Genomic DNA, 19,481 nt, shown 5'->3' with positions numbered 1-19,481 from the left:
ACCGGGTTGACCTTACCCGGCATGATGGAGGAGCCCGGCTGCAGATCCGGGAGGTGGATCTCCGCAAGGCCGGTGAGTGGGCCGGAGCCCATCATGCGAATGTCGTTGGCAATCTTGTTGAGGGAGATAGCAACGGTGCGCATGGCGCCGGAGAACTCGACGAGGGCGTCGCGGGCAGCCTGGGCCTCGAAGTGGTTCTTGGCCTCGGAGAGCTGGTCAATGTCGGTGAGCTTCTTGAGCTCCTCGGTGACTTTGCCGCCAAACTCAGCGTCGGTGTTCAGGCCGGTACCGGTAGCGGTGCCGCCGATGGCCAGCTCACCCAAGCGCGGCAGGGTGGCCTCAACGCGCTCGATGCCGAGCTCGATCTGGCGAGCGTAGCCGCCGAATTCCTGGCCCAGGGTGATCGGGGTGGCGTCCATTAGGTGGGTACGGCCGGACTTAACTACATCAGCGAATTCCTTGGCCTTGGCCAGCAGGGAATTGTGCAGGACCTTGAGGCCCGGGATGAGGTCATTCACTGCAGCCTCCGTTGCCGCAACGTGGGTTGCAGTGGGGAAGGTGTCGTTGGAGGACTGACCCATGTTCACGTGGTCATTCGGGTGAATCTCCACGCCGTTCTTGTGGGCGATGGAGGCGATGACCTCGTTGGTGTTCATGTTGGAGGAGGTGCCGGAGCCGGTCTGGAAGACGTCAATCGGGAAAGCATCGTTGTGCTTGCCCTCTGCAATCTCGGTGGCGGCGGCGATGATGGCGTCAGCCTTCTCCGCGTCCAGCTTGCCGGAGTCCTTGTTCACCTGAGCACAGGCAGCCTTCAGGAGGCCGAGAGCGCGAATCTGCGCATCCTCGAGACCGCGGCCGGAGATCGGGAAGTTCTCCACAGCGCGCTGGGTCTGGGCACGCCACAGGGCGTCTGCCGGAACCTTTACCTCGCCCATGGTGTCGTGTTCAATGCGGTATTCAGTCATGGATTCACCTTTTCTGTGAAATGAGTTTTATTGGGTTCTTTATGTGTGCCGTGGCACGGCATTCATGGCCACCGTAGCACTCTTCCTAGGAAAGTGAACTAGCTTTCCTTATCGTGGGGGTTGGTGTAGTCGACCACGGAGTATTCCTGCAGCTTAGCCAGCTTATGGATGGAGTCGACGTAGCGGATGGTGCCGGACTTGGAGCGCATAACCAGAGAGCGGGTGGTGGCACCGTTCGGGCGGTAAGAGACACCGCGGAGCATATCGCCATTGGTCACACCGGTAGCGGCGAAGTAGCAGTTCTCAGAGGACACCAAGTCGTTGGTGGTGAGGACGCGGTCGAGGTCGTGGCCAGCCTTGCGAGCCTTCTCGGCTTCCTCCTCATCCTTGGGCCATAGCTTGCCCTGAATTTCTCCGCCCATGCACTTCATAGCGCAGGCGGTGATGATGCCCTCCGGGGTGCCGCCAATGCCCATCATGAGGTCGATGGAGTTGCTGTCCTGGCAGGTGGCGATGGCGCCGGCGACGTCACCGTCCATGATGAGGCGAACCTTGGCACCGGCTTCACGGATCTCCCGGATAAGGTCATCGTGGCGCGGGCGGTCGAGAACGACGACGGTCAGGTCAGCTGGCTTGATGCCCTTGGCCTTGGCCACGGATTTCACGTTCCACTCCACCGACTCATTGAGGTCGATGGCGCCGACTGCCTCGGGGCCGACAGCGATCTTCTTCATGTAGAAGACCGCGGACGGGTCGTACATCGTGCCGCGCTCGGCAGCGGCGATGACAGAAATAGCGTTCGGGCGGCCTTCAGCCATCAGGCGGGTGCCGTCAACTGGGTCGACGGCGATGTCCATCTCGGCGCCCTGGCCGGTGCCGACCTTCTCGCCGTTAAACAGCATCGGGGCTTCATCCTTCTCGCCTTCGCCAATGACGACGACACCGTTCATCTCGACGGAGTTGATGAGCTTGCGCATAGCATCCACCGCGGCGCCGTCACCTTCATTCTTCTGTCCACGGCCAACCCAGCGACCCGAGGCGAGTGCTGCCGCCTCGGTGACACGCACCAGCTCCATGGCTAGGTTGCGGTCGGGGATATAAGACGTGTTGTCAGACATGTTTGATTAGTCCCTTTCTTTTCAGGTGGCTCGGCCCGGGGTGGGGGACAACCCGGAATACATATTCCATTCTTCCACTTTTCTTCCGGTTTCAAGCCCGAATGCCTCCCCCAGAAGTGGGATGAGGGGGTGATTGCTGCCAAAAAGGGCAGGTAGGAGGCCGCTGTCGCATGTGGTGGAGCAGGCGTGACATACTAGGCGAGTGGCATCTGAAGATAAACCAAAGATTTTTGAGGACGCGCGCGATATCACCCTGACGGTGGGCGTCATCCTCATCATGATGTTCCTCGCGGTTGGGGCAACGGGACTGTGCTCAATCAACCCCGAAAAGTCGGGGCCCGTGCAGAACGTGGATGCCGCTACCTTCTTGGAGATGGAAGCGCGCGGCAGCGGGGCTGTCATTAGGGAGCCGGATATGCCGGAGGGCTGGCAGCCCACAGCCGCGCGGCGCAAGCAGATGGGTGGCGAATCTGGTGCTGTGGTGAGCTGGCTGACCACTAACGATGGCTATGTTGAGTCAGTGCAGACGCAGCTGGCGCTTGGCGATGTCCCCGGGGCTTATGACTCCAATTATCGTGCCAACTCCGAGCGGCGCGAGGTAGCGGGCCAGGACGTGGAAATTCTCAGTAGCGATGACAAAGACGTGCGCCCGCTGTGGATTACCGACTTGGGGGATGCCCGCCTCGTCCTCACCGGCTCTGCCTCCGATGCCGACTATGAAGCGGCCCTGACCGCATTTACTGAGGCCGAGCCACTCCAGATCGCTGAGGATGGAAGCGTCATCAGCGACTAGGTTCCGCTGATTAACGGAAGGTTACGCTCTGCAGTGTGGTTCCGTCCCATTCCACCTCGACCGAATCTCCAGCGGCGCTGGTGAGGGACTCTGGATCGAGGCCGCTCAAACGCGTCTTGCCGAGGTATACATCTACCTTCTCATGGAGGGACTTGCCGGGGAAGAGGGCAATCTCGCTGAGCTTATTCTCACTAAAGCGCAGAACAATGGAGCCGGAGAAGTAGCCGATCTCTTCGCCATTCGCGGTGTGCGGGGGGCCGAAGAACTCTTCAGCGAGCTGGCGCGAATCACCGAAGACCATGGACCCTGCTCCGCCTGACTTGGAGACGAAGTCCACGCGATCTCCCGGGTAGCCGTAAATCTTCATTTAGTCTTCTCCTGCTTCTTCGTTGTGAGCTGCACTATCGGTGCCCTCTGCGTTCTTTCGGAGGGCCTCCTCTACGCGCTTCGAGGCACCGTCGAGGTGCGCCTCGCAGGCCTTAGCTAGGGCCTCGCCGCGCTCCCAGTACTTGAGGGATTCATCCAATCCCATCTGTCCTAGCTCGAGGATCTTCACTGTTTCAATGAGCTCATCACGAGCCTGCTCATAGCTCAGCTCTTCCACCGGCGGGAACGCGTCCTGGCCGGGCTGGCCGGCGCCAATCGTGTCAGTCATGAGGTGAAGTATCTTCTTTCTCTTGTATGTTCCGTCTTAACTATTAACTGTTCTGTTTAATCTGCGGCCTGAGAAGCCATTGCAGCAGCGGTGATCGAGCCATCGCCCACACGTATACGCAGCTGCGAACCCGGTGGTGATTGCGTGTAGCTCGTGACGACCTCCGGACCGCTGCCATCGCGCGGAAGGACTTGCACGATGGCATAGCCGCGTTCGAGGGTGGCCGAGGGGCCTAAGGCGGAGACCCGAGCACGCAATGAGGCTACCTGGTTGGTTTCGCGGTCCAGATGATGGCTCATCACCCGGCGGATCAGCGCGAGATTTCGCTCCAGCTCCTCGCGGCGTGCGTTGATAGGCACCATCGGATCTGCAAGAACCGGGCGGGAGCGGATGTTTTCGAGTCCGCGGCGCTCTCGGTCCACCCAGCCGCGCAGCGCTGCCGCCATGCGCGAGCGTGCTTCGGAGATCAGCGCGTATTCCTCGGCGGCGGAGGGTACGACACGCTTGGCCGCATCGGTGGGGGTAGCGGCGCGGAGATCGGCGACATCATCAAGCACCGGGTGATCCGGCTCGTGGCCGATGGCGGAAACGACAGGGGTGCGGGCCTCCGCCACGGCGCGTTGCAGTGCCTCCTCGGAGAAGGGGAGGAGGTCCTCCACTGAACCGCCGCCGCGTGCAATGATGATGACATCTACGTCTGGGTCCGCGTCGAGAGTCCGCAGAGCGTCAATCACCTGGGTAACAGCCGTGGCTCCCTGTACTGCAGTATTGATGACGTTGAACTGGACCGCCGGCCAGCGGTCCTGTGCCACAGACAGGACATCGCGCTCGGCATGGGAGCCGCGGCCAGTGATGAGGCCGATTTTCTTGGGCAGGTAGGGAAGCGGCAACTTGCGCGAGGGATCACACAGGCCTTCCTGGCGCAGCTTCTGCCGCAACATTTCCACCCGAGCGAGGAGATCTCCGATGCCGACGTGGCGGATTTCGGTCACCCACAGGGAAAAGCTTCCGCGCCCAGCGTAGAAGGCAGGCTTGCCGTACACCACGACGCGGTCGCCATCTTTGAGCGGTGAGGGAGCATTGCGGATGAGCGAGGTGTTGCATGTCAACTGAACAGACTTTTCCTGCTCGACATCACGCAACGTGATATAGGAGAGCTTCCACGTCGGCTTCATGTTCAACTGGGTAATTTGCCCCTCCACCCAGAGGAAGCCGAGACGCTCGATCCAGCCTTTGACTTGGTCATTGACCTTGCCGACGGGCCACGGTGTCTCCGCGGAATTGGCCGGTTGGTTCACGCGCAGTCCTTTCTCTTGAGCGGTCTTCTCGTTGGGGTCTGTTCCGAACAGTGTATGGCTCAGTCTAGGAGGCGCGCCGGACATCCGGTGTCACCGGCCAAGCTGGTTGGGCGGGAACTACAGTATGTGCGTGACTTTCGATACTGTGGGTGCCATGACTGAAACTGCAAAGAAGGTGCTCCTGGCGGCTCCCCGCGGCTACTGTGCCGGCGTGGACCGTGCTGTTGAGACAGTGGAAAAGGCGTTGGAGAAGTACGGCGCCCCGATCTACGTGCGCAAGCAGATTGTGCACAACCGGTTCGTTGTTGAATCCCTGGCTAAGCGTGGTGTCATCTTTGTGGAGGAGGCTTCCGAAGCCCCCGAAGGCGCTCATCTCGTGTTCTCTGCACACGGCATCGCGCCGAGCGTGCGCAAGGAGGCACAAGAGCGCAAGCAGCTCACACTCGACGCCACCTGCCCGCTGGTGACCAAGGTCCACAAGGAGGCCCAGCGCTTTGAGCGCGATGGCTACCAGATCCTCCTTGTCGGCCACGAGGGGCACGAAGAGGTCGAAGGCACCGCCGGTGAGGCCCCGGACGTTACCCACCTGGTGGATGGCTTGGAGGGCGTCGACAAGCTGCCCGATTTCCTGCATGAGGAAAAGCTCATCTGGCTGTCCCAGACCACCTTGTCGGTGGATGAAACCATCCAGATCGTCAACAAGCTGCGCGAGCGCTTCCCGCACTTGGAGAACCCGCCATCAGATGACATTTGTTATGCCACGCAGAATCGCCAGGAGTCGGTCAAGGCCATTGCTCCGAAATGCGATCTCATGATTGTTGTGGGCTCCGAGAACTCCTCGAACTCCAAGCGCCTCGTCGAGGTTGCTTTGGAGGCGGGCTCTAAGACTTCACACCTGGTGGACTTTGCCTCGGAGATCGACGAGGCCTGGCTGGAAGGCGTGAACACTGTAGGCGTGACCTGCGGCGCGTCCGTGCCTGAGCTGCTGGTCCGTGAAGTGCTGGAGTTTCTAGATGAGCGCGGCTACAACGATGTTGAACAGGTGACGACGTCCACGGAGACCATCACTTTCTCCCTGCCACGCGAACTGCGTCCGGCACGTACTGCGCGTTAATCCTCGTCGTAGAGATTTTCTTCCAGCGGCTGGGAGGACCGCTGGGAGCGCTCCCGTGCACGCCGCGCCTTCTCTGCTGACTCAGCGGCGGCGCGACGGAAGTCCTCCCGCTCATCCGCCTCGGGGGAAGCCTGTCGGCGCTTCGCGCGTTCTTCGGCTTGAAGCCGCCGGCGTTCTTCGCGGTCGCGCTCACGGACTCGGCCCGAGCTCGTAGCTTCACGGGCAAGCAGTTCTGCTACGGACAGGCGCTCGGAGCGGCTCCGGCGATCGGAGGCAGCTTCGGCGCGGCGCTTTTCTTGAGCTTCAGCCTCAAGGTTCTTCGCGTGGCTATCGCTGCGCCACAGGCGCAGAACCGCGAGCAGCGCGCAGGCCACAACCGTAACGATGAGCACCGGGAAATGCTGCAGTAGTGGGAAAGCCGTGGTGAGAATCGCGGTTTTGGAAAAGGGCGAGGCACCTTCCGGCAATCCAGCGGTGGAATTGATGAACCCGCCGCCCACGGTTCCTAATGCGTACAGCAGCGGAAGGGAAATCACCGTCATGTAGAGGCCGCGAGTTTCCACCAACCAGGTGACAGCCAGCGAACCGAGTCCAAAAATCAGGGCGAAGGGCAGCCCCACGCTGCCCAGAACGCCGGAGACCGCCAAGGCCACAAGCGTAACGACGAGCGCGACGAGGAGTGCTCGGCTAAGCGGCATCCCGCGGCGGCGAGGGCGGCGACGATTTTTGGCTACAGACACGCCCAGAAAGCTTACCGGGGTTGGTGACCAAAACGTTATTCATTCTGGGCGCGCCGCGGCCAAGAACCGACGCTGCGCGGCTCCACCGGCAGGCGGTCAACGCGGGCTGGAACATCCAGCTCCTTGAGCCGCCGCGCCGTAACCCCGACGCGAGAATCCAAACTGGCCAAGCTTGCGTTATAGGCTTCCACCGCGCGCTCGAGTCCGCGGCCTACCTTGTCGTAGTGCCCGTTAAGAGTGTTCAAGCGCGTATAAAGCTCGCGACCCAAACGCTGGACTTCGCGGGCCTTGTCGGAGATCTCCTCGTGCTGCCAGCTCACCGCGACGGTGCGCAAGAGAGCAAAGAGGGTGCTTGGGGTGGCGATGACGACGTTGCGCTCGAAGGCGAATTCCAGCAATTCGGCGTCGATAGACAGGGCAGCGTCGACGAAAGTATCGGCGGGGACAAAGAGGATCACAAACTGTGGCGTGGGGGAGAAGGCCTCGATATAGTCCTTCGACGCCAGTGCCTGCACGTGGGAACGCATGAGGTGCGCGTGGCGGCGAAGATAGCCTGCCCGCTCCTCCGGGTCCTCGGTCTCCATTGCGTCGAGGTAGGCACTGAGGGGCACCTTTGCATCCACGACAATGCTGCGCCCTCCTGCCAAGTGAATGACCAGATCAGGGCGTACCAGCGATCCGTTGATGCGGGCACTGACTTGGGAATCAAAGTCCACGTGTTTGCGCATGCCACCGAGCTCAACGACGCGCTCTAGTTGTACCTCGCCCCACCGCCCGCGGACATTGGGGGAGCGCAGCGCGCCGACCAGCTTTTCCGTGCGATCAGACAGGCGTGTTGAGGTCCGAGTTACCGCCTGGACCTGGCTGCTGAGTGCTGCGAGCGAGGTCGCTCGATCTTCCTCTATTTCCTGGAGCTGTAGCCCTAGACGGTCCATGGCTTTCTCCAGCGGAGCGAGCTCTGCTTGGCGGCGCTGGGACTCTTGCAGGGCGCGATGCTCCTCTGGAGGCTGGGCGGACTGCGCTGAATAAGCGCGGGCTAGCCAGCCCAATGCGGCCCCAATGATGAGGCCGAGGAATAGGAGCACTATGGGTAGGGAAGACGTCATGCCTGCCATCATGGCATGCGTCCCGGACATGAAGAATTAGTCTTTATCCTTTGATTGCAACATCTGTTCGAGAGTGCTAATTGCGCGCTTGATTCCCGCTCGTGCTCCTCCATCGCGTTCACTGAAATCCGCATCAACGTCGACATTCGCGTCGATCTTTTGGTCCAGAGGGCTCGTGCCGTTGTGGGTGACGTCTTCGGCTGCGCCTTCGGGTGCGGCGTGGTCGGGGATGGACAGCCACTGCTCGCGCTTGTGATCACCCTGTTGCTGCGTGTAGCGCCCGATGAGGAAACCAGCGACGGTCGAAAACTCCAAGTCCTCGGCAGTTCTTTCGCCCGATTGGAGCATCATCATGTCCTGGAAATAGCGGTAGACCACCGCGATGGTCGCTGCGGCCGGGACGGCGAGGAAACCACCGATGAGGCCGAAGAGCGCGGAACCCACGGTCACGGAAATCAACACGATAACCGGGTGCAGGTTCATGGCCTTCGACTGCAGCCACGGGGACAGCACGTTGCCCTCGAGCTGTTGGACCAGCAGTACTAGGCCCAGCACGAGCAGCGCCTTGGTGAACCCCAAAGACACCAGCGCGATGGTCACGGATAGTGCGCCGGCCACGATCGCGCCGACAAAGGGGATGAATCCGGCGATGAACGTGATGATGGCAAGCGCCATCGCCAAAGGTACACCGATGAGTGCCAGGCCGAGGCCGATAAAGACAGCATCAACGGCGGAGACCACTGCTTGTGCCCGCACGAAACCGCCCAACGTGGACCACACGCGGGTCAGCAGCTCAGTGAGGTGCCAGCCGGTCCGGCGCCCCGTGGCCTGGCGCAGCCAGGGCAGGAAGTTGTGGCCGTCCTTAAGGAAGAAGAACGTCAGCACCACGATGATGAAGAGCGTGACCACGATGGAGGTCGCCGTGCCAATGCCCGTGAATACCGAGCCCGCGATGGACCCTGCTTGGCGCTGTAGCCACAGGGCGATTTCATCGATATAGCCGCCGATCTCATCCGCGTCGAGGTTGAGCGGAGGGCCCTGTGCCCATAGCTGCAAACGTTGAATACCTTCGACAGTCTGCAGATATAGCGTCTGGGACTGCCGCGCGAAGTCCGGTGCGATGAACATAAAGAGAGTGCCCACCGCAGTAAAAGACACCAGAATGGTCACTGCCGCAGCGAGGGCTGACGGCAGTCCCTTGCGCCGCATGGCACCGGCAATGGGAGCAAGCACAGTGCAAATAATCAGCGCAATGAGAACGGGCAGGATGCCGCGCCAGAAGTTGCCCAGCATGCGGAAGGAGGCATAAAGGAATATCCCAATGATGGTCAGGCGCAGTGCCCACAGCGATGTGGACTTGATGACCTCGCCGACCACCACAGAACGATCCACCTGGTTGCCGGGAGGGTGCGGAGAGACAGCCTTCAGCGAAGCAGCATCGACGGAGTCATCGAAACGCCCGCCGAGCGCTGCCTCCGCGGCGGCGAACTCAGAGGAAGAGGCGTTGGGGGATGGCTGATCAGAACTCACCCCACCATCTTGCCTCAAAAGATCCGGGGTGCGTTAGGATTGGCCCCGTGAGTCTTACACTTGGAATCGTCGGCCTGCCCAACGTGGGCAAGTCCACTTTGTTTAATGCCCTGACCCGTTCTGACATCTTGGCGGCGAACTACCCGTTCGCCACGATTGAGCCCAATGTCGGCCTCGTTGAGCTTCCCGATTCCCGCCTTAACCGCCTTGCGGAAATCTTCAGCTCCGAGCGCATCCTCCCGGCCACCGTGTCCTTCGTGGATATCGCCGGCATTGTGGAAGGCGCTTCCAAGGGTGAAGGTATGGGTAACGCCTTCCTTGCCAACATTCGTGAGGCTGATGCCATCTGCCAGGTGGTGCGTGCCTTTGCTGATGAAAACGTCATCCACGTCGACGGTGAAGTCAACCCGGCACACGACATTTCTGTCATCAATACGGAGCTCATCCTCGCGGACCTGCAGACCATCGAGAAGGCCTTGCCGCGCTTGGAAAAGGAAGCCCGCAAGAACAAGGATTTGGCCGAGACCGTGGAAGAGACCAAGAAGGCCCAGGCCATCTTGGAAGATGACCGCACCCTCTTCGCTGCTTCCAAGAGCGACGAGATCGACCTATCCCTCCTGCGCGAGCTGCACCTCATGACCGCGAAGCCCTTCCTTTATGTCTTCAACTCGGATGAGGCCGTGCTTACCGATGACGCCAAGAAGGAGGAGCTGCGCCAGCTCGTCGCCCCTGCGGAATGCGTCTTCCTCGATGCCCAGACCGAAACTGACCTCCTTGAGCTCGATGAGGCGGAGGCACTGGAACTGCTCGAGTCGGTGGGCCAGGAAGAGCCTGGCTTGGCGACGTTGGCCAAGGCCGGCTTCGCCACCCTCGGCCTGCAGACCTACCTGACCGCAGGCCCGAAGGAAGCCCGCGCGTGGACCATCAAGCAAGGTTCCGCGGCTCCGCAGGCTGCGGGTGTTATCCACACCGACTTTGAGAAGAAGTTCATCAAGGCCGAAATCGTCTCCTTCGATGACCTAGACGCCGCTGGCTCCATGGCAGAGGCCCGCAACGCCGGCAAGGTGCGCCAAGAAGGCAAGGAATACATCATGCAGGACGGCGACGTCTGCGATTTCAAGATCGGCGGCTAGTTAGCCACCACTCCGCGTAGGCTGTGGGCATGAGTATCGCCCACATCCTAGACCGCGCAGCAGAGGCCACGCAGTGGCAAGAGGCCCTGTACAAGGATCTGCACCAGCATCCTGAGCTCAGCATGGAGGAGGAGCGCACCCGCGGTGTTATCGCGGATAAGCTCCGGGAATTTCCAGGAGTCGAGGTGCTGGAATTCGGCGGGGGAGTCGTCGGCATCCTCCGCAACGGCGAAGGTTCGACTGTCCTAGAGCGTGCCGATTTCGACGGCTTGCCCATCACAGAGGACACCGGCCTGGACTACTCCGCTTCGGGCGAGGCAATGCATGCTTGTGGCCACGATGCCCACGTGAGCGCCTTGTTGGGTGCCACGGAAGCGCTGGCGAAAGCGACCGATGCGTGGTCCGGTACATTCGTCGCTCTATTCCAGCCGGGCGAGGAGACCGCTGAGGGCGCGCAGTCCATGGTGGATGCGGGCCTCACCGATAGAGTCCCCACGCCCGATGTGGCCTTTGGTCAGCACATCTTCATCGATAAGAATGCTCCCGCCGGTAGCGTGCTGATTGCGCCCGGCCCGGTCTTGTCTACAGCGACCTCACTCACCGTCACGGTCTATGGCCACGGTTCTCACGGCTCGATGCCGCACCTCAGCGTCGATCCGGTGGTGCTGGCCAGCTCCATCGTTCTGCGGCTGCAGACAGTTGTCTCCCGTGAGGTCGACCCCCACCACTTCGCCGTGTTGACTGTTGGCGCCCTGCAGGCGGGTTCGAAGGCAAACATCATCCCGGACTCGGCGACCCTGCGCATCAACATCCGTGCCTATGACGAGGACGTCAGGGCTCAAATCGTAGAGGCAATTCACCGCATTGTTAAGGCAGAGTGCCGGGCAGTGATGTCCCCGCGCGAGCCAGAGTTTGTGCAGAGTGATAATTACCCCCTTACCGTCAACGATGAAGACGTGACCAAAAAGGTGCGCGCGCAGCTTATCGACGTTCTGGGTAGCGACAACGTCCTCGACATGGAGCCGTGGACCGCCTCGGAGGATTTCTCTCGCATCCCCGATGCCTTCGGCGCTCCCTATTGTTTCTGGGGCTTTGGCGGGCGTACCGATGGCGCATCAATTCCTAACCACAATCCGCGCTTTACGCCGGAGCTGCAGCCGACGCTCACCACGGCGACGCAGGCTCTGATAGCCGCTGCTTACGCCTATCTGGGGAATCAGCGTAAGGATGTCCCTAAGGAGTAGCTAGGAACTGCTTGGTGATGATGGGGCGGTCGACATGCTACTCGCGCACCCAACGCGAAAGCGATCGAGTGTAGCGACGTGGTAGGCGAGTTCTCTCCGGGGGTAGCGAACTCGTCAACATCGCGTTAGGCTGGCTTCTCCATTCGACGGCATCATTTTGCCAGGTGGTACCGGTAATGCGGATATGCTCCGTCTGGACAAGTCCGCTGTAGAAATTGTGCGCAATCACGTCACCCAGGATCTCCCGCTGGGCGTTATTTGCCACGGTGCTTGGATCCTGACCGATGCCGATGTGCTCAAGGGCCGTACCCTTACTTCTTTCCCCAGCTTGCGGACCGACCTGCGTAACGCCGGCGCTACCTGGGTAGACGAAGAGGTTCACTGCGACCAGGGTCTGGTTTCCTCCCGTACCCCGGACGATCTCCCAGCCTTCAACGCTAAGTTGGTTGAGGAATTCGCAGAGAGCCAGCACTAAACCTTATGTTTAGTAAAGCCGCGGGCGCGCAACCTGCGGCTTTTTGCGTCTTGCTTCCGCCGTAAGGCCTCTATATTGTTAGATATTCCTGAAGGGGAGTAGTTCCCTCGGATACTTTCCGAGATGCCTGGTCGACATACTGGCTTTTCCGCCCGGCCAGCCAGCGTTTGCATTGCCTGCGGCGTGAACGAGACCTTCGGTCCGCACCCGAACCGAAGGAGTTTTTAGTTGTCTTCTCTTAGCTCAGAGCAACTACTGCTCGAGCGCTTTATGAAGCTCTCTATCACCACCGCAGTGGCCACGATTGCGCTCAAGGTCATCGCTGCCGCGGTGACGGGATCTGTGGGCTTTCTTTCCGACGCCCTCGAATCCGGCGTTAACCTCGTTGCCGCCGTTGTGGGGTTTGTGGCTATCAAAATTGCGGCAAAGCCGGCCGATGCGAACCATCAGTTCGGTCACGGCAAGGCCGAGTATGTGTCCGCGCTGGTCGAGGGTGTGATGATCTTCGTCGCTGCAGCGATGATTATCTACACAGCCATTCGCCGACTTCTGGATCCGCAGCCGCTGGAGCAACCTGGGCTTGGCCTCCTGCTGTCGCTCGTGGCTTCCTTACTTAACCTGGGCGTGGGCCTTCTGCTTGTGCGCGCGGGCAGGCAGCATCGTTCGGCCACTTTGCAGGCGGACGGAAAGCATCTGCTTACCGACGTCTGGACGTCCGTCGGCGTCCTCCTCGGCATCGGCGCGGTCAGCCTCACGGATTGGTTGTGGCTCGACCCAGTCATCGCGTTTGCCGTGGGCCTCAATATTTTGTGGACTGGCTACAAGTTGCTCAAAGAATCACTGAGCTCCCTGTTGTCGGAGTCCCTGCCTAAGGAAGAGCATGCGCAGCTTGATGCCCTCCTTAACGAACTGGAGGAGCGTCATGACGTGGAGATCACGTCGCGTCGTACCGTTGCTTCGGGCCGCAACCGCTTGGTGTATCTCACGATGGATGTTCCCGGCCAGTGGACAGTGCTGCACTCGCACACTGTTGCCGACAGAATCGAGGACGCCATCGACGAGCTATTCCCCGGCGCTGAGGTCTTTATCCACGTCGAGCCCGCTGGAACGGTTCATCGCCGCATTTTGCGAATGCCGTAACGCTTGCAGCTAACGCAAGCTGGCCACGCCGCGTCCGCCTTCCATTACCCACGGCCAACTGAGACCGTTCTTGGTCAGGACATCATTGCGGATCTCATCGGGGATAATCCATTCCTTGTTGGCATAGCCCAGCAAGTATTCGTCACACTCAGCTCGCAAGGAGAGCGCACGAACGCCGGCATTGTAGGTCTGGCCCTGCAGAGCAAGGAGATGTTCAGCCACTTCTAGCGCCGACGTGAGGGGCCGCGCCGCCGATGGTGCAAGGCCTTGAGCAATGAGCCGACGTGCGAGAAGCTCGTCGCGGGTAAGTTCCTTCATGGCTGTTTAGGCTAGAGCCGGAAGGTCTTCATCAGCTGCATGCCGGTGGACACCAGCTGACGGAAGCGCTCCGGGGAGATGTACTCCGAGGGCGCAAGCGGGTGTAGGCGTTGCTCGGCCACGGTGCGCTCATTGGCCCACAGGCGCATGCCGGTAATACCGTGGCGGTGGTTCAGGCCAGACTCCTTGACGCCGCCACCGGGTGCGGCGATGGAACCATAGGCGGCTGCGAAGCCCTCATTGATGTTGACCATGCCGGCTTCCAGCTGGGAAGCCACCTTCCACGCGCGGCGGGAGTTTCCGGACCACACCGATGCGGATAGGCCGTAGGTCGTGTCGTTGGCGAGCTGAATGGCTTCGGCGTCGGAACTTACCGTATACACCGCGAGCACTGGACCGAAGGTTTCGGTGGCATAGAGATCCATCTCTGGGGTCACACCAGTCAGCACGGTGGGCTCGTAGAAGTAGGGCCCAAGGTCCGGCCGGGCCTTTCCGCCATAAACCACGGTGGCGCCCTTGGAGACGGCGTCCTTGACGTGGGCAACTACTGCATCGAGCTGGCGCTGCGAGGACAACGAGCCGATGGTGGCAGCATCGGTGAAGGCCGCCCCAAGCACCTGCTGGTCCAGAGCGTTCTTGAGTTCGAAGAGGAACTCCTCGAAGACGCTCTCGTGCACATAGGCGCGCTCGGCGGACATACACAGCTGCCCGGAGGAGGAGAATGCGGTGCGCACGGCGCCTTGGGCGGTGGGCTTAAGGGGGGCGTCGTCAAGCACCAGCATCGGGTTCTTGCCACCCAGCTCCAGCATGGTGGGGATGAGGCGCCCCGCAGCCTGGGTAGCGATGGACTTGCCAGCCTTGGTGGAACCGGTAAAGGAAAGGCCATCCACCAGGGGAACGAGGGCATCGCCCACCTCCGCTCCGCGGCCGGGAACCAGCTGCCAGGCAGCCTCCGGAAGGCCCGCCTCGATGGCTAGGCGCCTCAGCAGAATCGCCGTTAGCGTGGTCTGAGAATCCGGCTTGTGCACCACGGCATTACCAGCCGAGAGGGCTGCCAGAACATCGCCAACACCGAGGGACAGGGGATAGTTCCACGGAGAGATTAGCCCCACCACGCCCAGTGGGTAATGCTGGGTGCGGGTCTTAGTCAGCACGGGAAGCGCGCCGGGGTGGCGGTCAGCGCCGAAAGCTTTGCGGATATTGACCGCGTAGAAGCGCGCGCAGTTATACAGATCCATCAGCTCGTCATAGGCATGGGAGCGGGACTTGCCGTTTTCTGCCTGGATGAGGTCGAGGATGAGCTCCTCGTTCTCCTGAACGAGGTCGTGCAGGCGCAGCAGGATGGTGGCGCGGTCACCTTGGCCAACGCCGGCGCGCGCATAGTTGACGGCTTTCTCGACGTCCCCGGCAGTGGCGACAGGGAAGCTAAAGAGATCCTCACCGCTAAAAGGCGCGTGAGCCTGGTGCTGCTCACCCGTGCCGCGAACATCGCGGGCGGGGTCCGTGTCTAAGAAATTGAGCACTCGATGGGGCAGACGGGTCTGAGTGAAGGTCTTCATGCGGTCTATTGTCCCAAAAATATGCGAGGGCGCTATAGATTTTTCGAGATTTGTCTCACAAACTAAATTAATCGTGGTTAGGATAACGCTATGCCAATCCTCGCGACTACTCCACAGGCCCAGGTGCGCGCGGCCGTTGAGCCGCTCGTCAGATCTGGAAAAAGCCCAGCGCCCGTAGGCGTTATTGACCTCGCCGCGTTTGACTACAACGCTGCACAGATGCCGACTCGCGCCGGAGGACTACCCATCCGCGTGGCCTCGAAGTCGATCCGCAGCGTGGCAGCACTTCGTCGCGCCCTCGAGCACGAGGGCTACCGTGGCATCCTCGCCTATTCCGTTCCAGAGGCTCTGCATCTGGTGGGAGAGGGCTTCCGCGACATTGTGGTGGCTTATCCGAGCGTCAACCGCAAGGCCCTGCGTGAGCTTGCCGCGGATGGCACCGCGCGCGAGGCCATCACCATCATGGTGGATAGTGCTGAGCTCTTAGACCTGCTTGAGGGATCCCTGCGCGTGGCCATCGACATTGATTGCACCCTCCACGTGCCGGGGGCGGTCATCGGCCCGCGGCGCTCACCCGTGCGCACGCCGGAACAGGTCTCAGTATTGGCGCGCGAGATTCTTCGGCGCGGGCACCGGCTTGTCGGACTCATGGCCTATGAGGGTCAAGTGGCATCCGTCGCGGATGGCCTGCCGGGGCCGGTGGGGGCAGTCAAGCGCTGGCTGCGCACCAAGTCCATGGCGGACCTGGCCCCGCGGCGCCGTGCTTGCGTGGAGGTCGCGCGGGAGATAGCGGACATCGAATTCGTCAACGGCGGCGGCACGGGCAGTCTCCAAGAATCCGCGGCCGAAGGAACCTTGACCGAGCTGGCCGCTGGCTCCGGTTTCTACACGCCGGCGATCTTTGATGACTTCACCGGCATCAACCACAAGGCAGCAGCGTTCTTCGTTTGCCAGGTCTCCCGCGTTCCCGCGCCGGGCTGGGCCACGGTCAACTCCGGAGGCTGGATTGCCTCCGGACCACCCGCGAAGGATCGCGTTCCGGTTCCGGTGTGGCCGGCAGGGCTGAGCTATTCCAGCACGGAGGGTGCCGGTGAGGTGCAGACGCCTCTCCGAGGCATGGATATGAATGTCGAGGACTTGGTGTGGTTCCGTCACGCCAAGGCCGGCGAAATGACAGAAAACGTCGACCGCCTAGTGGCCGTTGGAGAAGACGGCGTTGATGTATGGGATACCTATAGAGGACAAGGATGGACACTCCGATGACAACCACATTTAGCAATTGGGCAGGATCGGTCACCACGAAACCGCAGGAGTTTGTACAGCCCTCCCGCATAGACGAGATCCCTGGAATTATTAGCCGCTCCCGCAGCGTGCGTGCTGTGGGCGCTGGTCACTCTTTCACTCCCATTGCGGCGGGGGAGGAGACGATGCTCAATCTCGATCACGTGAGTGGTCTGGTGAGCGTCGATAAGCAGCGCAAGCGCGTCCGTTTCCTGGCAGGCACTCGCTTGCGGGACGTGCCCAAGCTCCTGCGCCCCTTCGGGCTTGCCCTGGCTAACCAGGGTGATGTGGACCCGCAATCGCTGGCGGGCGCGATTTCGACCTCGACCCACGGCACCGGCATCAATTACACGGGCTTTGCGGGGACGGTCACTGGGCTGACGCTTATCGACGCCGACGGCAACACCCGCAGCTATTCCATCGACGAAGACCCAGAACTCCTTCGCCTCGTGGTCGTCAGCGTGGGCGCGCTCGGCGTGGTTGTTGAAGTTGAAATGCAGTGTGTGGACGCCTTCGACCTGCTGGCGGAAGAATCTGGCATTGCCTTCGATGAGCTGATGGATAATTGGGAGGAGCTCTCTCGGGGCGTCGACCACTTCGAGTCCTACTGGTTCCCGCACACCGACCGAGCGATGGTCAAAGCCAACACGCGCTTAGAGCCGAACGGGGAGCGCCGCTCACGCCTTAAGGCGCTTATCGACGATGAGCTCATCGGCAACGGCGCCTTCGCCGCAGCCCTGGCTCTGGGGCGTCTTCTTCCGGGGACGATTCCGACGCTCAACAAGTTCGCCACCTCGGTTATCTCTCATAACCGCTACCGTTCAGCTGCTCACGACGTGTTCGTCAGCCCGCGCCGGGTTCGCTTCCACGAAATGGAGTATGCGGTGCCGCTTGCCGACGGCCCCGCCGCCGTCCGCGAGATCCGCCGCTTCATCGACGAACAGGACTGGCGTATCGGTTTTCCGATGGAGCTGCGCACGACGGCCGCGGATGACGTTGCGCTGTCGACAGCATCGGGCCGCGAATCGATGTACATTGCCTTCCACATTCCACGTGCGCTCAACCCGCAGGATTATATGCCGAAGCTCGAGCCCATTCTTCGGGCAGCGGGTGGGCGCCCGCACTGGGGCAAGATGAACTCCCTGTCCCGGAAGGACTTTGCTCAACTTTATACAAGATTTGATGAGTTCTGCGAGCTGCGCGAAAAGATGGATCCGGAGTGGAAATTCGGTTCGTCCTACCTGCGGAAACTGTTCGGGTAGGGGCGTCGTCAAGCGCTGCACATTCCGAAAGTGGGATTCGAAAGTATCTCTGATCTTTGGTAGCGTGTGGAAGTCTTAATTCCATACGCTGTCGAAGAAGGTGTCTCAAACGTCCTCTGAATCCCGTTCCCTTATCACGCCGACATTTGTGTTCGCGTGGTTGGTAAATTTTGCCCAATTTACGGTCTTTTATCTACTCGTGACCATCATGGCACTCTATGCCGTCGAGCAGTTCCAGGCCTCGGACACAGCGGGCGGGTTTGCCTCAAGCGCCTTCGTGGTGGGGGCGACGATTGCTCGCCTCTTTTCGGGCTACATTGTGGATGCTGCTGGGCGGAAGCGCTCGCTGGTCATCTCCCTCATCGTGGTCACTGTGGCGATGGCGCTGTATTTCCCAGCTCAGTCACTGCCACTATTGTTTGCTGTCCGTATCGTGCACGGCTTCGGCTATGCGGTGGCATCGACGGCGGTGATGGCTGTGGCGCAATCGGTTATCCCGGACCATCGTCGCGCAGAGGGAACGGGATACTTCGCCTTGGGGACGACGCTGGCCACCGCTTTTGGTCCGGCGGCAGGTTTAGCGATTGTCCACAACGCCGGCTATAACTCCGTGTTTCTAGTGGCGTTGACGCTGACGGTGGTGGCCTTGGGGCTGGGGCTCGTCGTCAAGGCGCCGGCGCAGGAGCATCGAAGCGTCTCCTTCTCCTTGGGGAATATTGTGCACCCAGCGGTGGCACCTTTTGGCGTGTTCATTCTTTTGGTCGGTGTTGCTTATACGGGCATTATCACCTTCCTGAATGGCTATTCCTCCCACGCGGGGCTGGAGAAGGGCGCTAGCTACTTCTTCTTGGCTTATGCGGTGGTGAGCCTCGTTCTGCGCTTTGTGCTGGGTAGGCTGCAGGACCGCCGTGGTGACAACATCATCATCTACTCTTCACTCGTCTTCTTTATTGCCGGCTTGGCTGTCCTGGCTTCGGCTGGTGCTGATTGGCAGATTGTTGCTGCGGGGGCCTTGGTGGGTATCGGGTATGGCTCTATCCTGCCGGCGGGTCAGGCTATCGCTGTGCGTCTGGTGCCGATGCATGAAATGGGTGCGGGGATCTCGACCTTCTTCTTGCTGCTGGACCTAGGCATCGGCTTCGGCCCGATTCTGCTGGGACAGGTCATCTCCGCGACGGGATACTCCGCCATGTATTGGATGCTGGCAGCCTTGATGCTGGTTGCCTCAGTGGTCTATTTCTTTGTTCATGGGCGCAAGGACATTGCGCGCGGTGACGTGCGTTATGAATAGAGCCCTCGTGAGCATCACCCTGGCCAGTACTGTAGTTTTGGCGCGGACCCCGAGCGTCTGATGTCGAATGTGTAGTCTAAACCTGGGGTTGATACCCCCGTTTATAGTAACGACTTGACATGAATTTAGTGCTGGCTATGGCTATGTGGGGTGTGTGGTACTAGAATCATGGTTAGAACACTTCTTCTAACTCATGTTGATCTCGGGGGAGACCATGACCACTACTGCTACACGCCCGCCTACCTTCTTCTTTTCCACCACCAACCCTAATAATCCACACGCGATGGCCCGTGCTCAAGCCCGGAGAGCCACCTATAAAACCTGGGTCGGGGCCATGCCCAGCCTTGACGCCGATATCAACACCACCGCACTATCCCTAGTGGCGGCCTGGTCACTGCCGGAAGGCCACATCAAATCAGGCCTGCGCGCTATCCACCGGCTAGAAAGTCTGCCGAAAGT

The 19,481-nt window shown here is 60.7% G+C and carries 18 protein-coding genes and 2 pseudogenes; 10 read left to right on the top strand and 10 right to left on the bottom strand.

The annotated features are described in order from the left end of the window. A partial coding sequence (locus HMPREF2996_RS08455) for a class II fumarate hydratase (protein ID WP_070731151.1) occupies positions 1 to 965 on the bottom strand: 965 nt, incomplete at its 3' end. A gap of 98 nt (positions 966 to 1,063) precedes the next feature. Beyond that, a complete protein-coding gene (glpX, locus tag HMPREF2996_RS08450) occupies positions 1,064 to 2,083 on the bottom strand; it encodes a class II fructose-bisphosphatase (protein WP_070646322.1) in 1,020 nt (339 codons plus the stop codon). A gap of 202 nt (positions 2,084 to 2,285) precedes the next feature. Here glpX and HMPREF2996_RS08445 point away from each other — a divergent pair, with 202 nt between their 5' ends. Further along, positions 2,286 to 2,876: a DUF4245 domain-containing protein gene (locus tag HMPREF2996_RS08445; protein WP_070447031.1), complete on the top strand. Its 591-nt coding sequence runs from the start codon at positions 2,286 to 2,288 to the stop codon at positions 2,874 to 2,876. Positions 2,877 to 2,886: 10 nt separating this feature from the next. On the opposite strand, the gene HMPREF2996_RS08440 is transcribed toward HMPREF2996_RS08445, so the two are convergent. The 3 genes from HMPREF2996_RS08440 to xseA are packed head-to-tail and all read right to left on the bottom strand — an operon-like array spanning position 2,887 to position 4,829. Beyond that, the gene (locus HMPREF2996_RS08440) at positions 2,887 to 3,243 is read right to left on the bottom strand and encodes a hypothetical protein (RefSeq protein WP_070447028.1); all 357 of its coding nucleotides are present in this window, start codon (positions 3,241 to 3,243) and stop codon (positions 2,887 to 2,889) included. Beyond that, positions 3,244 to 3,531 carry an exodeoxyribonuclease VII small subunit gene (locus tag HMPREF2996_RS08435; RefSeq protein ID WP_010187330.1) on the bottom strand — a complete coding sequence of 96 codons (288 nt, stop codon included), beginning with the start codon at positions 3,529 to 3,531 and terminating at the stop codon, positions 3,244 to 3,246. It abuts the gene before it with no gap. A gap of 56 nt (positions 3,532 to 3,587) precedes the next feature. After that, positions 3,588 to 4,829 (bottom strand): exodeoxyribonuclease VII large subunit, encoded by a 1,242-nt coding sequence (xseA, locus tag HMPREF2996_RS08430; RefSeq protein ID WP_070710729.1) that lies wholly within the window; start codon positions 4,827 to 4,829, stop codon positions 3,588 to 3,590. Positions 4,830 to 4,983: 154 nt separating this feature from the next. On the opposite strand from xseA, the gene HMPREF2996_RS08425 reads away from it, so the two are divergent. Next, complete coding sequence (locus HMPREF2996_RS08425) at positions 4,984 to 5,943, top strand: 4-hydroxy-3-methylbut-2-enyl diphosphate reductase (RefSeq protein WP_201828430.1); 960 nt, start codon at positions 4,984 to 4,986, stop codon at positions 5,941 to 5,943. On the opposite strand, the gene HMPREF2996_RS08420 is transcribed toward HMPREF2996_RS08425, so the two are convergent. The 3 genes from HMPREF2996_RS08420 to HMPREF2996_RS08410 are packed head-to-tail and all read right to left on the bottom strand — an operon-like array spanning position 5,940 to position 9,319. Then, the gene (locus tag HMPREF2996_RS08420; RefSeq protein WP_246815763.1) at positions 5,940 to 6,683 is read right to left on the bottom strand and encodes a DUF6542 domain-containing protein; all 744 of its coding nucleotides are present in this window, start codon (positions 6,681 to 6,683) and stop codon (positions 5,940 to 5,942) included. The genes HMPREF2996_RS08425 and HMPREF2996_RS08420 overlap by 4 nt on opposite strands. A gap of 35 nt (positions 6,684 to 6,718) precedes the next feature. After that, the gene (locus HMPREF2996_RS08415; RefSeq protein WP_371441127.1) at positions 6,719 to 7,819 is read right to left on the bottom strand and encodes a DNA recombination protein RmuC; all 1,101 of its coding nucleotides are present in this window, start codon (positions 7,817 to 7,819) and stop codon (positions 6,719 to 6,721) included. 6 nt (positions 7,820 to 7,825) lie between these two features. Then, positions 7,826 to 9,319 carry an AI-2E family transporter gene (locus tag HMPREF2996_RS08410; RefSeq protein ID WP_070730933.1) on the bottom strand — a complete coding sequence of 498 codons (1,494 nt, stop codon included), beginning with the start codon at positions 9,317 to 9,319 and terminating at the stop codon, positions 7,826 to 7,828. 47 nt (positions 9,320 to 9,366) lie between these two features. On the opposite strand from HMPREF2996_RS08410, the gene ychF reads away from it, so the two are divergent. From ychF to HMPREF2996_RS08390, 4 genes and pseudogenes are all read left to right on the top strand, one after another. Beyond that, a complete protein-coding gene (gene ychF, locus HMPREF2996_RS08405; protein ID WP_070646340.1) occupies positions 9,367 to 10,452 on the top strand; it encodes a redox-regulated ATPase YchF in 1,086 nt (361 codons plus the stop codon). A 29-nt stretch (positions 10,453 to 10,481) separates the two neighbouring features. After that, entirely contained in the window at positions 10,482 to 11,696 is a 1,215-nt protein-coding gene (locus HMPREF2996_RS08400) for an amidohydrolase (RefSeq protein ID WP_070447016.1), read from the top strand. Positions 11,697 to 11,838: 142 nt separating this feature from the next. After that, a pseudogene (locus HMPREF2996_RS08395) lies at positions 11,839 to 12,171 on the top strand (DJ-1/PfpI family protein); the annotation flags it as partial. A gap of 228 nt (positions 12,172 to 12,399) precedes the next feature. Beyond that, positions 12,400 to 13,311, top strand: coding sequence for a cation diffusion facilitator family transporter (locus HMPREF2996_RS08390; protein ID WP_070447014.1), 912 nt, complete (start codon positions 12,400 to 12,402; stop codon positions 13,309 to 13,311). 9 nt (positions 13,312 to 13,320) lie between these two features. Here HMPREF2996_RS08390 and HMPREF2996_RS08385 read toward each other — a convergent pair whose 3' ends face one another. Next, complete coding sequence (locus HMPREF2996_RS08385; protein ID WP_070447012.1) at positions 13,321 to 13,629, bottom strand: hypothetical protein; 309 nt, start codon at positions 13,627 to 13,629, stop codon at positions 13,321 to 13,323. A gap of 11 nt (positions 13,630 to 13,640) precedes the next feature. Continuing rightward, positions 13,641 to 15,188 (bottom strand): succinic semialdehyde dehydrogenase, encoded by a 1,548-nt coding sequence (locus HMPREF2996_RS08380; protein WP_070447010.1) that lies wholly within the window; start codon positions 15,186 to 15,188, stop codon positions 13,641 to 13,643. Between the two features lie 90 nt (positions 15,189 to 15,278). On the opposite strand from HMPREF2996_RS08380, the gene HMPREF2996_RS08375 reads away from it, so the two are divergent. The 4 genes and pseudogenes from HMPREF2996_RS08375 to HMPREF2996_RS13000 form a co-directional block, all read left to right on the top strand. Beyond that, positions 15,279 to 16,451, top strand: coding sequence for an alanine racemase (locus tag HMPREF2996_RS08375; protein ID WP_070447008.1), 1,173 nt, complete (start codon positions 15,279 to 15,281; stop codon positions 16,449 to 16,451). Further along, on the top strand, positions 16,448 to 17,731 hold the full coding sequence (locus HMPREF2996_RS08370) for a D-arabinono-1,4-lactone oxidase (RefSeq protein ID WP_070447006.1): 1,284 nt from the start codon (positions 16,448 to 16,450) through the stop codon (positions 17,729 to 17,731). The genes HMPREF2996_RS08375 and HMPREF2996_RS08370 overlap by 4 nt, the downstream gene beginning before the upstream one ends. Positions 17,732 to 17,831: 100 nt before the next feature. Further along, positions 17,832 to 19,022 (top strand): MFS transporter, encoded by a 1,191-nt coding sequence (locus HMPREF2996_RS08365; RefSeq protein ID WP_070447004.1) that lies wholly within the window; start codon positions 17,832 to 17,834, stop codon positions 19,020 to 19,022. Positions 19,023 to 19,236: 214 nt separating this feature from the next. Further along, a pseudogene (locus HMPREF2996_RS13000) lies at positions 19,237 to 19,481 on the top strand (HNH endonuclease); the annotation flags it as partial.

The sequence above is a fragment of the Corynebacterium sp. HMSC066C02 genome (genome assembly GCF_001814945.1).
GTDB lineage: Bacteria > Actinomycetota > Actinomycetes > Mycobacteriales > Mycobacteriaceae > Corynebacterium > Corynebacterium aurimucosum.
The sequence above is the reverse complement of the archived record's forward strand: the minus strand, read 5'-3'. Positions and strand labels throughout refer to the sequence as shown.

Excerpts from the sequence above, each read along its gene's own strand:
- glpX (WP_070646322.1), bottom strand. The coding sequence starts at position 2,083 with ATGTCTGACAACACGTCTTATATCCCCGACCGCAACCTAGCCATGGAG.
- HMPREF2996_RS08440 (WP_070447028.1), bottom strand. The coding sequence starts at position 3,243 with ATGAAGATTTACGGCTACCCGGGAGATCGCGTGGACTTCGTCTCCAAG.
- HMPREF2996_RS08435 (WP_010187330.1), bottom strand. The coding sequence starts at position 3,531 with ATGACTGACACGATTGGCGCCGGCCAGCCCGGCCAGGACGCGTTCCCG.
- HMPREF2996_RS08400 (WP_070447016.1), top strand. The coding sequence starts at position 10,482 with ATGAGTATCGCCCACATCCTAGACCGCGCAGCAGAGGCCACGCAGTGG.
- HMPREF2996_RS08385 (WP_070447012.1), bottom strand. The coding sequence starts at position 13,629 with ATGAAGGAACTTACCCGCGACGAGCTTCTCGCACGTCGGCTCATTGCT.
- HMPREF2996_RS08370 (WP_070447006.1), top strand. The coding sequence starts at position 16,448 with ATGACAACCACATTTAGCAATTGGGCAGGATCGGTCACCACGAAACCG.
- HMPREF2996_RS08415 (WP_371441127.1), bottom strand. The coding sequence starts at position 7,819 with ATGTCCGGGACGCATGCCATGATGGCAGGCATGACGTCTTCCCTACCC.
- HMPREF2996_RS08380 (WP_070447010.1), bottom strand. The coding sequence starts at position 15,188 with ATGAAGACCTTCACTCAGACCCGTCTGCCCCATCGAGTGCTCAATTTC.
- HMPREF2996_RS08425 (WP_201828430.1), top strand. The coding sequence starts at position 4,984 with ATGACTGAAACTGCAAAGAAGGTGCTCCTGGCGGCTCCCCGCGGCTAC.
- HMPREF2996_RS08375 (WP_070447008.1), top strand. The coding sequence starts at position 15,279 with ATGCCAATCCTCGCGACTACTCCACAGGCCCAGGTGCGCGCGGCCGTT.